The sequence below is a fragment of the Colwellia psychrerythraea genome, from assembly GCF_000764185.1.
GTDB lineage: Bacteria > Pseudomonadota > Gammaproteobacteria > Enterobacterales > Alteromonadaceae > Colwellia > Colwellia psychrerythraea_B.
The window spans coordinates 140,966-154,968 of record NZ_JQEC01000051.1; the positions used below are offsets into that span (position 1 = coordinate 140,966).

At 39.0% G+C, this 14,003-nt stretch carries 10 protein-coding genes; 5 read left to right on the forward strand and 5 right to left on the reverse strand.

Annotated elements, in window-relative coordinates:
- Window positions 1–283: 283 nt before the first annotated feature.
- A complete protein-coding gene (deoD, locus tag GAB14E_RS04855; protein WP_033083721.1) occupies window positions 284–988 on the forward strand; it encodes a purine-nucleoside phosphorylase in 705 nt (234 codons plus the stop codon).
- A gap of 95 nt (window positions 989–1,083) precedes the next feature.
- Here the strand turns inward: deoD and GAB14E_RS04850 are convergent, their stop codons facing one another.
- Together GAB14E_RS04850 and GAB14E_RS04845 are read right to left on the reverse strand one after the other, a co-directional pair.
- Window positions 1,084–3,378, reverse strand: a complete 2,295-nt coding sequence (locus tag GAB14E_RS04850; RefSeq protein WP_033083722.1) for a TonB-dependent receptor — start codon at window positions 3,376–3,378, stop codon at window positions 1,084–1,086.
- 173 nt (window positions 3,379–3,551) lie between these two features.
- Window positions 3,552–4,766 carry a phosphopentomutase gene (locus tag GAB14E_RS04845; RefSeq protein WP_033083723.1) on the reverse strand — a complete coding sequence of 405 codons (1,215 nt, stop codon included), beginning with the start codon at window positions 4,764–4,766 and terminating at the stop codon, window positions 3,552–3,554.
- 294 nt (window positions 4,767–5,060) lie between these two features.
- Between GAB14E_RS04845 and udk the strand changes: the two genes are divergently transcribed.
- The 4 genes from udk (at window position 5,061) to GAB14E_RS04825 (ending at window position 8,474) form a co-directional block, all read left to right on the forward strand.
- Window positions 5,061–5,708, forward strand: a complete 648-nt coding sequence (gene udk, locus GAB14E_RS04840; RefSeq protein WP_414734067.1) for a uridine kinase — start codon at window positions 5,061–5,063, stop codon at window positions 5,706–5,708.
- A 28-nt stretch (window positions 5,709–5,736) separates the two neighbouring features.
- Window positions 5,737–6,981 carry a NupC/NupG family nucleoside CNT transporter gene (locus tag GAB14E_RS04835; RefSeq protein ID WP_033083724.1) on the forward strand — a complete coding sequence of 415 codons (1,245 nt, stop codon included), beginning with the start codon at window positions 5,737–5,739 and terminating at the stop codon, window positions 6,979–6,981.
- 24 nt (window positions 6,982–7,005) lie between these two features.
- Window positions 7,006–7,776, forward strand: coding sequence for a deoxyribose-phosphate aldolase (gene deoC, locus GAB14E_RS04830; protein ID WP_033083725.1), 771 nt, complete (start codon window positions 7,006–7,008; stop codon window positions 7,774–7,776).
- Between the two features lie 119 nt (window positions 7,777–7,895).
- Window positions 7,896–8,474, forward strand: coding sequence for a thymidine kinase (locus tag GAB14E_RS04825; RefSeq protein ID WP_033083726.1), 579 nt, complete (start codon window positions 7,896–7,898; stop codon window positions 8,472–8,474).
- A 138-nt stretch (window positions 8,475–8,612) separates the two neighbouring features.
- On the opposite strand, the gene deoA is transcribed toward GAB14E_RS04825, so the two are convergent.
- The 3 genes from deoA to GAB14E_RS04810 all read right to left on the reverse strand — a co-directional run bounded on the left by deoA (window position 8,613) and on the right by GAB14E_RS04810 (window position 13,673).
- Window positions 8,613–9,932 carry a thymidine phosphorylase gene (deoA, locus tag GAB14E_RS04820; RefSeq protein ID WP_033083727.1) on the reverse strand — a complete coding sequence of 440 codons (1,320 nt, stop codon included), beginning with the start codon at window positions 9,930–9,932 and terminating at the stop codon, window positions 8,613–8,615.
- A gap of 11 nt (window positions 9,933–9,943) precedes the next feature.
- On the reverse strand, window positions 9,944–10,363 hold the full coding sequence (gene cdd, locus GAB14E_RS04815; RefSeq protein ID WP_033083728.1) for a cytidine deaminase: 420 nt from the start codon (window positions 10,361–10,363) through the stop codon (window positions 9,944–9,946).
- Window positions 10,364–10,538: 175 nt separating this feature from the next.
- A complete protein-coding gene (locus GAB14E_RS04810) occupies window positions 10,539–13,673 on the reverse strand; it encodes a TonB-dependent receptor (protein ID WP_033083729.1) in 3,135 nt (1,044 codons plus the stop codon).
- Window positions 13,674–14,003 lie beyond the last annotated feature (330 nt).

Below are 14,003 nucleotides of genomic sequence, written 5' to 3' on the forward strand. Positions count from 1 at the left end.
CAATAATTTAGTACACACTTAAACTACAGCTTAGTTTGTATTAGTTTTAGTTACCATTAGTAATGTGTTGATTATCAATTTAAGTTGCTTAGCATCACATTAGCAACTTGAACGATTAACTGGTTAGCATTATTATTAATGCACTATTTATTCAAGCATTGATAAATAGTGCAGATAGAAAAATAAATCTCAATTTTATCAGTAAAAAATCCTTGATAGCAGTATGAATGATTCTGTTCTGGCTAGAAACTTACTGGGCTACAACCTTAAAAGGATAACTCTTATGCCAACCCCTCATATCGAAGCGCAAGCCGGTGATTTCGCTGAAACAGTGTTAATGCCAGGCGACCCCCTTAGAGCCAAATTTATTGCCGATAATTTCCTCGATGACGTAAAGTGCGTCACTAAAGTGCGTAACATGTTTGGTTACACGGGGACTTATAAAGGAAAAAGAATCTCTGTTATGGGCTCAGGCATGGGTGTACCAAGTATATCCATTTATGCCACTGAACTTTATAAAGACTATGGTGTTGAAAAGATCATTCGTATCGGCTCTTGTGGCGCTGTGCGGGATGATATCAAGATACGTGATATTGTTATTGGCATGGCTGCCAGCACAGACTCAAACGTAAACCGACAAAGAATTAATAATGTCGATTTTGCTGCTTGTGCCGATTTTTCTTTACTAAAAAGTGTTGTCGATACGGCAGAAAAACTGGGTAAAGCTGTGCATGTGGGTAATATCTTCACCGCTGATTTATTTTATACACCGCAACCTGAAATATTTGCCACCTTGGAAAAATATGGTGTTTTAGCGGTAGAAATGGAAGCTGCAGGCCTTTATGGTGTTGCCGCTGAATACGGTAAGAAAGCACTAACCGTATTAACTGTTAGTGATCATATTAAAACCGGTGAGCAAACCACTGCACAAGAGCGACAAACAACGTTCAAAGATATGATGGAAATTACCCTAGAAAGCCTATTGTAATACTTTCTCTAAATCTGATTTAATCACACAAAAAGGGTTAGCATAGTGCTAACCCTTTTTTATTGCTTTTACCTAATAGCTTAGAGTGTATAACTCTAAAAGAAATTGACTTTAAACTCAGCGCCAATAAAACGTTCTTCATTCACAATGGCGGCATTGTTGGTAAAATCAACCGCGCCAATGGCTTGTTGCTCATCGGTTAGGTTTCTTACAAACAAAGCTACTTCATAGTCCTTATCATCACCACCCCATGTATAACCAGTTCTCAAACCACCTTCAAATAAAGATTTTCCAGTAAATTCAACAGAGTTATATAAGAAAAAGCTGATCTCATCACGATAAGACCAATCAGTGTATGCGTAGAACTCGCCATCAGCAATTTCAACGTTATAACGAGCAGTAAAGTTAAAGATCCATTCTGGTGCGTGCGGTAAGCTATTGCCATCAACAATGGCTTGTCCAGCACCATTTACTGGTGATGTAACAGTACAAGATGCACACACAGGAACAGATAAGCTATTATCGCTTAGCTCTGTATGGTTATAACTTGCATTAGCTGTAACCAACCAATTTTCATTGAGTACAAATTGTGAGTCAATTTCAAAACCATAACCCGTAGTTTCATTAGCGTTTAGTAATTTTGCTGTATTGCTGTCTCCACCAACTGAAGTTAATTGTTGGTCATCCATTGCATAGTAGAAAACAGAGGCATTTATACGGCCCATATTGTCTAATATATCGGATTTAATACCGGCTTCATAAGAAATAATAGTTTCCGAGTCGGCAACAGAAATGCCATCATCAAAAGCAAACAATGAACGCCCTTGAATACTTGGTGCTCTGAAAGTATCTGCTACACGAGCATACAGGTTAATATCATTAGTATATTTATGAGAAACACTAACATCCCAACTTACATGACTATCATCAGTAGAAACCGCGCCAGCGGCGTAATTGGGTGCACCGAAGAAAGCTAATGGAGACTGCGTTCTTTCATTATTATAGTCTTTTTCATCATCTGAATAACGTAAACCTACGGTAACTGACGTTTTCTCGGTGAAACTATAATCAACTGAACTAAATACCGCCCAAGCTGTTGTCTCTTGCTCTTGAATGACATAACCGCTTTGAGTACCACCGCTAAATAATGCATCGTAGGCGAAACTTTCGATAGTCAAATCTTCGTAAAAGTAGAATACACCCGCTTGAAAATTAAAATTACCATCAAAATTACTGGTTAAACGTAATTCTTGAGTTAACTGACTATGCTCCGGTATACCATCAGCTGTTTCTGAACTTAAATTAATGATTCCAGGTCCGCTTGGTTCAAAGTCAGGAGGACAACCAAAACCGTTACAGCCGTACCCACCATCAACATCAGCACGCGAGAAGAACTCAAGACTTTCATAACCAGTAATTGACGTTACCGTATAGTCACCTAGATCAAAGTCTAAGTTGAAACTAGCACCTTCAGTTTCAACTTGTTGAGTAGAACGGGATGCTGAGTCATGATAAACCGTATCGCGGCTAAAGTTATCCACTAATGAGTTACTACCTGACTCAATACCATTAGCGTAAAAAGCTACCGGTTTACCATCTAAATCTCTAGCATGGTAATTAAACAAAGCATTAAAACCATCACCTTCGTATAAAAACTGAATACGCATAGCTTGGTCTGTATATCCACCTAGTACGTCATCTTGTTCAAAGCCTGGTGCTTTATTATCAATGTAATTGTCTCTGTCTTGACGTAATAATGAAACACGGGTTGATAAATTATCAGTTAAGCCAAAACCTACTGCACCACGTAAATCAGTAGTATTTTTACTACCGTATGATAGAGAAACGAAACCATCCAAATCTTGAGTTGGCTTGGCTGAATCAAATTTCACTAAACCTGCTGGTGTATTACGGCCGAACAAGGTTCCTTGTGGACCGCCAAGTACTTCTATGCGCTCTAAATCAAAAGCAGGAAACCCCTTTAAAATAGGATTTTCTTGTACAACACCATCGACAACCAAAGAAACAGGTTGTGAAGCATTTAAATCAAAATCTGAATTACCAAGACCACGCATATAAAAACGTGGAAAAGTTCTACCAAATGAGGACTCGACGCTAAGGCTAGGGATTTTTGCATTTAAAAAGCGAATATCCATAGCAGATGAGCTATAAGCATCTAGAGTGTCACCTTGTAAAGCCGTTACAGCAACCGGAACCTCTTGTACATTTTCAACACGTTTCCGTGCTGTTACTTGGATCACTTCAATCCCAGTAACTTTTTCTTTAATTACTTCATCTGCCGCTATAACACTGGTAGAAATGCTGGCAACACCCGCAAATATTGACGCTTGTACACATAACGACAGCGTATTTTTTTTAAATATTCTCATTAGTTGTCTCCCTAGTTTTTGTTTTGTTTGTTTTAGTGCTTTATTTAATTTTTATTATTTTTATTATTTTTATTATTTTTGTTTCATCTTACTTTCATTCTGTTCTGGTTTTCTCAGGCCTCGCTCTGTTTAAGTACACTATTTATTCGCGAGTAAAAATATTTACCATGACATTATTTTTTGAATAACTCTGGCAAGAAACTGGTGCCATAATCCATGGCTTCAACATTAAAAAGCTCAGCAATACTCTGCCCTAAATCAGCAAAGGTGGTACGGTTGCCAAGGTTTACTGAATCAATCTTGTTGTGGTAAGCAATAATAGGCACATATTCTCGAGTATGCTCAGTGCCAGGCCATGTCGGATCACAGCCATGATCCGCAGTTAGGAAAAGTACATCATCGTCTGATAGCGCGCCAAGCAGTTCAGGAATACGCAAATCAAGTGCCTCAAGCTCTCTGGCATAACCGACTGCATCGCGCCTGTGACCAAAATCTTGGTCAAAATTAACTAAATTAGTGAAAATCAGTGAGTTATCTTGCGCGGTATTGATATGGTTTAAGGTGGCATCAAAAAGTGCATCTAAGCCCGTTGCTTTTGTTTTTTCATCAATGCCTTGATGAGCAAAGATATCTGCAATTTTACCGACACTGATAACATGAGTACCCGCTGTTGATATTTTATCTAATACGGTTGGCGCTGGTGGCAACACTGAATAATCTCTACGGTTACCGGTTCGAGTAAAGTTATCGGCGTTATCACCAACAAAAGGTCTAGCGATAACGCGCCCGATATTTAAATCACCGAGTAATTCTCTAACTGTTTCACAGTATTTATAAAGGTTATCTAAGCCAAAGTGCTCTTCATGGGCTGCAATTTGAAAAACACTGTCGGCCGAGGTATAACAAATAGGTAACCCTATTTTTATGTGTTCTTCACCTAAACGATTGAGAATTTCGGTACCCGAAGCATGACAATTACCCAACATACCTTCAAAGCCAGTGGCTTGATTAATACTGTCAGTTAATGATTTTGGAAAGCTATTGTCTTTATTGGTAAAATATCCCCAGTCAAAAAGTACAGGAACTCCTGCCATTTCCCAGTGACCGCTAGGCGTATCTTTCCCTGTACTAATTTCTTGTGCAAAACCATAGGCACCTTTACTGGGTTCTTGACCTTGATAAGGAAATTCTTGATTAGATGCCTGCTGACAAGCTTTGATTAATCCCAAGGCTGATAAATTGGGTAAATCTATTCTTTTACCTGTTTCTTCAAAATATGCACGAGATAAATTAGCTAAGGTATTTGCGCCAACATCACCAAAATCAACTGCATCAGGAGAATAACCAATACCAAAACTATCAATAACTACAATAATTGCACGAGCCATAATGTTTCCTTTTTAAGTTTTTAATTACAAAAAACAACAAATATTAAAATAATCCAACAAAAAATATGACCATCTGGTCAAGTTGTGTTAATTTATCATCTTTCTAAATAAGGGTAAATAAAGCATTTTCTACTGGCTAATTATTTTTCTGCGAGATAGTTTATTAACCTTACAGAACTGAAAGTTATATATAGCTGAGATTTAGCCGTTACCAGTAGATAATCAACAGGTACTAGGCGCCAGATATAACACTCGTATTTATTATTATTATTTTCTCTGACAACAGGCTGAACATTGAAACCAATTAAACCAACCATTATTGCTATCGCTGGCCCATCAGCATCAGGGAAAACACTTTTTGCTCAAACAATTCATGATGAACTTGTTACTGAACTTGGCGAGAATGGCATATCTATCATTTATGAAGATGCCTATTATCGTGATCAATATCATTTATCTATGTCCGACCGCGAGCAGACAAACTATGATCACCCCAATGCATTTGAACATGAGCTATTGTCGCAGCACTTAAAACAACTTAATAAAAATGAAACAATTCACAGTCCTGTGTATTGCTATAAAACCCATACACGTATCAAAGAAACAAAACAATTTTTACCAACAAAAATAATTCTAGTTGAAGGTATCTTGCTGCTGTCGAATAAAGAGCTACGAGATTGTTTTGATATAAAAGTCTATATGGATACACCTCTAGATATCTGCCTGATCAGAAGAATAAAGCGAGACTTAGTTGAGCGCAGTCGTAGTATTGAATCTGTTACCAATCAATATTTAGCAACGGTTAGACCTATGTATCATCAATTCATAGAGCCATCAAAGGCTTGGGCCGATATTGTCATCACCCGAGGCGGTAAAAATAGAATGGCAATTGAGGTACTCAAAGCAAAAATCCGTCAACTTTCGCAACTACCCCCACAATAACCATATTATTATAATAAAAGAGGTATTCATGGAATTAAGTGCTCTAAGAGGTGTTATAGGTATAGTCGTATTGCTAGCAATTGCTTACGCTTTATCAAGTGGTAAGAAATCTATTAACTTACGCACAGTCGGCCTAGCTTTTGCTCTGCAAATATTGCTTGGAGCCTTTGTTTTATATGTGCCTTTTGGCAAAGACGTTTTACTGTCGATGACTAATGGTGTACAAAGCGTTATTGATAGCGCCAAAGTTGGCATTAATTTTCTTTTCGGTGGTTTAGGCACTGACGCCATGTTTGAAAATGGTGTTGGTTTTGTTTTTGCTATCAGAGTTTTACCCAATATAATTTTCTTTTCATCCTTAATTGCCGTGCTGTATTACCTAGGCGTGATGCAATGGGTTATCAAAATAATTGGCGGTGGTTTACAAAAACTTTTAGGCACCAGCAAGCCCGAGTCACTTTCAGCAACAGCTAATATTTTTGTCGGCCAAACTGAAGCCCCTTTAATAATACGCCCCTATATTGCAAAGATGACTCAATCAGAATTATTTGCCATCATGGTTGGTGGTTTAGCTTCTGTTGCCGGCTCTATCCTTGCTGGTTATGCCGGACTGGGCATTGACCTTAAGTACCTTATCGCGGCATCATTCATGGCTGCTCCTGGTGGCCTCTTAATGGCTAAAATCATTTGTCCTGAAACAGAACATGACAAAATAGTTAAAGACCCTGTCGATTATGACGACAATGAGGACAAACCTACCAATGTTATTGATGCCGCCGCTTCTGGTGCAGCGTCTGGACTTAAATTAGCGGTCAATGTCGGCGCTATGTTACTCGCCTTTATCGCTTTAATTGCCTTACTAAATACTATTGTCGGTGGCATCTCTGGTTTATTCGGTTATGAAGATATCACCATTGAGTTTTTCTTAGGTTACCTGTTTGCCCCTTTTGCCTATATTATCGGCGTACCTGCACATGAAATGTTGCAAGCGGGTAGCTTTATAGGTCAAAAAGTTGTCGTCAATGAATTCTTTGCCTACGTTAATTTTGTTGAAATAAGAGATAGCCTAAGCCCTGCGACACAAGCAATTGTTACTTTTGCTTTATGTGGATTTGCCAACTTATCTTCTATCGCAATTTTACTGGGTGGTATTGGCTCTATGGCGCCAGGTCGCCGCCACGATATTGCTAGGCTAGGTATGCGAGCAATGCTTGCTGCTACCTTAGCAAACTTAATGAGTGCGGCAATTGCTGGCATATTCATCTCTTTGTAAAAATAAATTTAGGAACACCAAATCATGTCTGATTTAAAAGCAATTGCTCAACGTGCACTGTCACTTATGGATTTAACTAGCCTTACCAATACCGAAACTGAACAAGAGATTATTGAGCTGTGTCGACAAGCAAAGTCGCCTGCTGGCGAAACCGCAGCTATTTGTATTTTCCCGCGTTTTATTCCTTTGGCTAAAAAAACCCTAAAGGCGCAGCAAACACCGCAAGTAAAAATAGCGACTGTGACTAATTTCCCCCATGGCAATGACGATATAGATATTGCTCTGGCCGAAACAAATGCTGCGGTAGCCTATGGCGCCGATGAAGTTGACTTGGTATTCCCTTACCGTGCTTTAATGCAAGGCAACGAAAACATTGGCTTTGATATGGTTAAGGTATGTAAAAAAGCTTGTGCTAATTCTGCAAAGTTGAAGGTTATTATTGAAACGGGTGAGCTTAAATCTGAAGCGCTAATACGAAAAGCCAGTGAAATAGCTATTAACGCCGGTGCTGATTTTATTAAAACCTCGACAGGTAAAGTGCCAGTAAATGCTACGCCAACCGCCGCACAAATCATGTTAGAAGTTATAAAACAAAAAAACACTTCAGTTGGCTTTAAACCCGCAGGTGGAGTAAAAAACGCCGAAGATGCCGCTATTTACCTTGATTTAGCGGATAGTATATTAGGTAATGAATGGGCAGACTCTAATCACTTTCGATTTGGTGCTAGCAGTTTACTTACCCGTTTATTAGAGACACTAGGACACCAAAGTAATACTCAGCCAAGTAATTACTAATTAAGTGTTAAATATTCACTAAGCAGGCAATTAATTACTGCTACAACTATTAATTGGCTGCTGGCTAACGTTACAATGATGCTCTCATATGCACACCTTTAAAAACAAAGAAGTAAACCATGGCGCAACTTTATTTTTATTACTCATCGATGAATGCTGGCAAATCAACCCACCTGTTACAGTCTTCCTATAACTACCAAGAACGTGGCTTAGCAACGGCTATTTACACCGCTCAAATTGACGATAGATTCGCCAAAGGTAAAGTAGCGTCACGCTTAGGTATTGATGCCGACGCCTTTTTGTTTGACGATGAAATCAACCTATATAAAGATGTACAACAGAAAAATCAAGCTCAAAAACTTGACTGTGTACTCATTGACGAAGCGCAGTTTTTGTCAACAGAACAGGTCAAACAGCTTACTGACATTGTTGATCATTTGCACATACCAGTACTCGCTTATGGCATACGCACTGATTTTTTAGGTCAAACGTTCTCAGGCAGTGCTGCCCTTCTCGCTTGGGCTGACAAACTGGTTGAACTAAAAACTATTTGTCACTGTGGCCGAAAAGCTAACTTTGTCATCAGGCAAGACGCTAATGGTAAAGTTGTGCGCGGCGGAGAACAAGTTGAAGTTGGCGGTAATGAACGCTATGAGCCGCTTTGTCGTGCCCATTTCAAGGAGCTTGTTTGGCAATAACTTCCCCCCTGAATATACTTCAATTAGCTCTATAACAAAACGCCTGGTAGCTAAGTTATCAGGCGTTTTTTATATAACAGTGTATTAGCCAAAATAACATTAGCTAATACTGTCGTTACCCAATTCTAGCTATTGCAACTACGAATATATCACGGGTGACAATTCAGGACTTTCTTCTGAGTAGGTAAGCGCATTATTAAATTGCTCTATTGCTCTATTGGCTGAGTCTTCATCTTTAGCATGAACACGGGCAATCACTTCTCCCCGGTTTACTTGTACTCCCAGTGGTAATATCCGATCAAAACCAACAGTGTGATCTACTTTTTGTGTCGGTGCGGTTCTGCCACCACCTAAGCCGACAACCGACATACCAATTTCACGGGTATGCATTTGTGCAATGTAGCCATGCTGCGCAGCTTTAACATCCATAATCACATTTGCCTTGTTCATGCTATCCCACGGTTGCTCAATAAAGTTTGTTGGCCCGCCTAATGCTGCAATCATGCGATCAAATACTTCGGCGGCTAAACCTGTTCTAAGCACTTGTTCAATTTTTGCATCGGCATCTTTTTCACCACGAGCTAAGTTAGTATTAATAAGCATAGCACTGGCCAGAGCTTTGACTATTTGATGTAATCTCGGCTCGCGCTGTTTACCGGTTAAATATTTGGCCGTTTCATACATTTCAATCGCGTTACCAGCACTAGTGCCTAATACTTGATTCATGTCGGTAATAATAGCCTGCGTCTTAACACCAGCACCATTAGCGACATTGACGATACTCTCTGCAAGTGCTTTAGCATCCGTTAAATTATTCATCATAGCGCCATTACCAACCTTAACATCCATCACTAAAGCATCTAGCCCAGCAGAGAGTTTTTTAGATAAAATTGATGCGGTAATTAACGGAATAGATTCAACGGTAGCAGTAACATCTCGAATTGAATATAAACGTTTATCTGCCGGTGCTAAATTATCGGTTTGCGAAATAATGGCAACGCCAACGTCTTTAACTATGCGCTTAAATTCACTAATACTTGGTTGCACATTAAATCCAGCAATGCTTTCTAGTTTATCTGCTGTACCGCCTGTATGCCCTAACCCTCGACCTGAAATCATTGGTACGTAACCACCACAAGCCGCAACAATAGCAGCTAACATAAAGCTTACTTTATCACCAACTCCGCCAGTAGAATGTTTATCAACAATTGGGCCGTCAAAACCTTCCCAGCTAAGTACATCTCCCGAGTTCATCATGGCCTTGGTAAAGTTAACTCTTTCATCAACCGTCATCCCATTTTGGTATATAGCCATAGCCATTGCGCCAACCTGGCTATCAGAAAAATTGCCATCAACAAGGCCTGAAACAAAGCCATTTATCGCTTGTTCATTTAATACTTTACCGTCACGTTTAAGTCGAATAATTTCTTGTGGGATAATTTTATTGCTTAGTGTCATTAGTTAAATCCTTATAAGTCTAATAAATCTTTTGGCGTGAATGCATCGGGTAATAATTGCTGTACCGTCCACACTTTTCGATCGTTTTTATGGTTAACGGCAATGACAGGTGCTGATTGCTCAAAAAACTCAGCTATCACCTGTCGACAAGCTCCACAAGGCGGCGTTAACTTATCTTGCTCGGTGTAAATAACAATTACTTGAAAATTCTGCTCGCCACTAATTACAGCATTACTAATACAGTTACGCTCTGCGCAAACTGTTAAACCGTATGAGGCATTTTCTACATTGCAACCTTGCACTATATTGCCCTTTGCAGTTAACGCCGAAGCGCCAACATGAAAGTTACTATAGGGGGCATAGGCCAACTGATAAGACGCTTTAGCAGCTTTGATTACTTCATCGAGTAATTCTGTTTTTATTTCGTTCATAGTATTCCATGGTTGCTAGCGTTATTGATAGTTTAAGCATAGCATTGCTGACCAGATGGTCAAGATATATAGTACGATGAATAGCAAATATATTTAGCGAAAAATTGACAAAAAAAAGGCTGCAATAAAGCAGCCTTATTAGGTTTGACGTCTTTCCGAGTTAAGCTAGTTCATACTAGAACTTATAGTCTACCCCAACACGAATTTGCCATAAGGATGCCGCATTTTGAATCTCTTGATCTTGGTTACCAGAATTAAATTTATCATAAACGTACTGGCCATCAGCATTTCCTGAGATTTCAACCATACGGTTACCAACGAAGCCACCTTTAGTCATGACACCCCAATCATCATTCATCATGTTACCGATGTTTTTGATAACAAGGAAAGCACTACCTTTATGGTCTGCTGAGAAACCAGGGAATTCTTGGGTGAATTTCAAATCAAATGTTGTCCACCAATCAGCATTATGTTCGTTACGCTCTTGAATTTGTCCACGTGCTAAACCTTCAGATGAAACAAAGGCATCAAATGCTGCTCTGTCAAAATCAGGCCCATATTCAACTAGAGGATCTTCCCCTGTAGTTGGTACATACAACAATTGACGTGAACCATTCCAGTTACTATCACCAAAGCCTCTATCGGCACTATCGAAGGTATAAGAGTAAGGTCGTCCAGCACTTGATTGACCAAATAAGCTTACACGGGTATTTAAGTTATTAATTAATTCAATATCGTAATTAAGCACCATAGTAAAGCGATGTGGGATCTCGTAATCAGACGTTGCCATGCTAGGGTTAATCGCGTCAGTAGCGGCTAAATTACCATAGTTAGAACCAGCAACTGAGCTAGTCATAGGGTTAGCATCTTCAGAGGATGTGAACGAGTAACCAAAGGTAGCACTTAAGCCAAAGTCAAAGTCTTTACTAACACCAAATGATAAAACTGTGCTTTTACCGTCACTGTCACTGTTAGTTAATACGTAGTTACCACTACCATTGCCAGTAGCAACTTCTTGATACATTGGGCGACCATCAGGTGCAACCTGACTAGAGTACTCAAGACCAACATCTTGAATCGTAGCAGAGTTAACTTTTTGGTTAAGTAATAAATCAGCAGTGAAGTTATAACCATCATCTGTCATATAAGTCGCACCAATTGAGTATTTCCACTCAGATGGCATTTCAAAATCTGCAGCTACGGCATTAACCGCACCATCACCACCTTCAGGAGGGTATGCGGCAACTTCATCATATAAGCTTTGTAAGTTGTTATAAATTGGCAGACCACCACCAATCGTAGGCTCAGTAAGAACATTTACGCCGTTTGCTCTGGTGCCAATTTGGACTAAACCATCGTTAGAGTACGAATTTGATAACCAAACATTTGGGTTACCGCCTGAGTAAAGACCAAAACCTGCTCGAACAGATAAGTTATCATCAACATTCCAGCTAAAACCAACGCGTGGTTGGAATAAATCAACCCCATCAAAAGTATGGTTGTTAGCAAAACCGTAACGTTCTTCAAATTGCGCATTATAACGCGGTGCATCTGAGCTCGTATACATATCGTAGCGGAAACCGAAGGTTAACGTTGCATCGATATCAGTAAAGGTATACTCATCTTGCATGTAGAAGGTATGCACATCATAAGTAAACTCTTGGCTAGCATCTGCTGGATTGTTAGTACCCGCAGAGTTGTTGTAATACACACGGTCTGCATCACCCGCTTCATATTCATCGATAGAGCCAAATCTGTATTCGCCATCAGTGTGCTGCATAAATAAGTTAAATGCAGTTAAGGTTTCATACTCATAACCGAATGTTAAAGTGTGGTCGTCTAAGTAGTAGTTAGCATCAAACTTAAAGGTCATGTTGTCCCAGTACATCTCATTTGATTGACGAGAATCATCAGGACCTAAGAAAATAGTTTTACCATTATGTCTAATTTGTACTTCACCAAAGCCACTCATCGAGTCGAGTGACTGAGCGCGGTTATCTAAATCCATTTTACCAACACTGACTTTAGTTGAAAAACTATCATTCCAGTCAGAATATAATGCACCTACAAAAGACTGTAATTCAGCACCTCTTTCATAATAATGACTATCAAGAGTCACGGCCCAATCATCCGATTGAGATAATTTATAACCATCGTTGTAGTTGTAAACAAAACTAGCACGATGATCTTCATTGATATTCCAATCAAGCTTTAATAATAGTTTTTCATCGTCTACCGGCATACTCGCAGGCATACCACCAGCATTATAACCATAAACATCTTTAGTTATTTGCGTTATACGGTCAATATCGGCTTGAGAAACAACGTTACCTATATCGTCACCTGAAGGCTGTGAAACAAAACCTGGATATTCAAATATTTCAGCTCCATCAAGTTTTTCATAAGAAACAAAGGCGAATAATGTATCTTGTAAAAGTGGGAAACCTACATTAAAACCATAACGTTTTTCACTATAATCACCGGTGGGAATGTCTTCACCCTTGGCCTTATCGCCTTTCATTGAATCGTCAGTGTAATCAAAGAACATGCCACCATGCACTTCATTACCACCAGACTTGGTTACCGCATTAATGTTACAAGCTGAGAAGCTGCCGTATTTAACATCAAATGGGGCTAATTCAACGGATACTTGGTCAATTGAATCATATGAAAATGGCACACGTACCGTTGGGTAACCATTACCATTTAAACCAAAGTTATCATTCATGCGAGCGCCATCTAACGTTAAGCTGTTAAATCGCGGGCTACCACCACCACATTGAATGGCATCATCTCTACTTTCATCAACATAAATACGTGGGTCAACACGTACAATGTCTTTAAGGTCACGGTTAATCGCGGGTAAATTAGCTAAATCTTCTGCACTAAAATGAGCGGCTGGGCTATTGCCAGTAGAAAACTTATTAATCGATCTACCAGTAACTTCGATAACTTCTGTCTGGTTTTGAGACTCTAAAGCAACATTTAACGGGAATGTTTGTCCCAAGGTTAAGAACACATCATTTACTTCAGTGTCCATAAATCGACCTGAATCAACAATGATTTTGTAAGGTCCACCGACTCTTAAACCTTTTGCAGTGAAAAGACCTGAGTTATTCACTGTAGCTGTTTTAGTCGTTCCTGATGGTACGTGAACAATAGTAATTTTCGTACCTACTGCAGCATTACCATTAGGACCACTAATGTTCCCCTTTATGGCTGATGTTGTAGTATTTGCCAAAGCTGAAGTTGAAAGTCCAAGCGCAAGGACTAACGCACTAGTTATATGTGATAGACGATGAGTTTTCATCTGTTATTCCTATATTTTGTTAAAATTGTTATTTATTCTTATTATTTTGTATGCAATATAAAAGTTAACCATTTGCTCTGTTTTTTATTTCGATTGAAATTAGAGCAGACTTTTATTGCAGTTTCATTACATATTTTTACAGATTGATAAAAACACCAAAACCAAAAACGTCAGACCAGTTAACACCGCAAACGCTAACAACAAACATAAACTACTGTTATCAACATGTTAACATAGTGATAAACGATAAAACTTTGTACTTTCATAGTAAAAAAATTCTTATATAAAATATTGTTATCGATAGATATGTTTTTAATTACATTTTAGTAT

What these genes read in the sequence shown, in the direction of transcription:
- deoD (WP_033083721.1), top strand. Translation starts at nt 284, where the DNA reads ATGCCAACCCCTCATATCGAAGCGCAAGCCGGTGATTTCGCTGAAACA.
- GAB14E_RS04850 (WP_033083722.1), bottom strand. Translation starts at nt 3,378, where the DNA reads ATGAGAATATTTAAAAAAAATACGCTGTCGTTATGTGTACAAGCGTCA.
- GAB14E_RS04845 (WP_033083723.1), bottom strand. Translation starts at nt 4,766, where the DNA reads ATGGCTCGTGCAATTATTGTAGTTATTGATAGTTTTGGTATTGGTTAT.
- GAB14E_RS04835 (WP_033083724.1), top strand. Translation starts at nt 5,737, where the DNA reads ATGGAATTAAGTGCTCTAAGAGGTGTTATAGGTATAGTCGTATTGCTA.
- deoC (WP_033083725.1), top strand. Translation starts at nt 7,006, where the DNA reads ATGTCTGATTTAAAAGCAATTGCTCAACGTGCACTGTCACTTATGGAT.
- GAB14E_RS04825 (WP_033083726.1), top strand. Translation starts at nt 7,896, where the DNA reads ATGGCGCAACTTTATTTTTATTACTCATCGATGAATGCTGGCAAATCA.
- deoA (WP_033083727.1), bottom strand. Translation starts at nt 9,932, where the DNA reads ATGACACTAAGCAATAAAATTATCCCACAAGAAATTATTCGACTTAAA.
- cdd (WP_033083728.1), bottom strand. Translation starts at nt 10,363, where the DNA reads ATGAACGAAATAAAAACAGAATTACTCGATGAAGTAATCAAAGCTGCT.
- GAB14E_RS04810 (WP_033083729.1), bottom strand. Translation starts at nt 13,673, where the DNA reads ATGAAAACTCATCGTCTATCACATATAACTAGTGCGTTAGTCCTTGCG.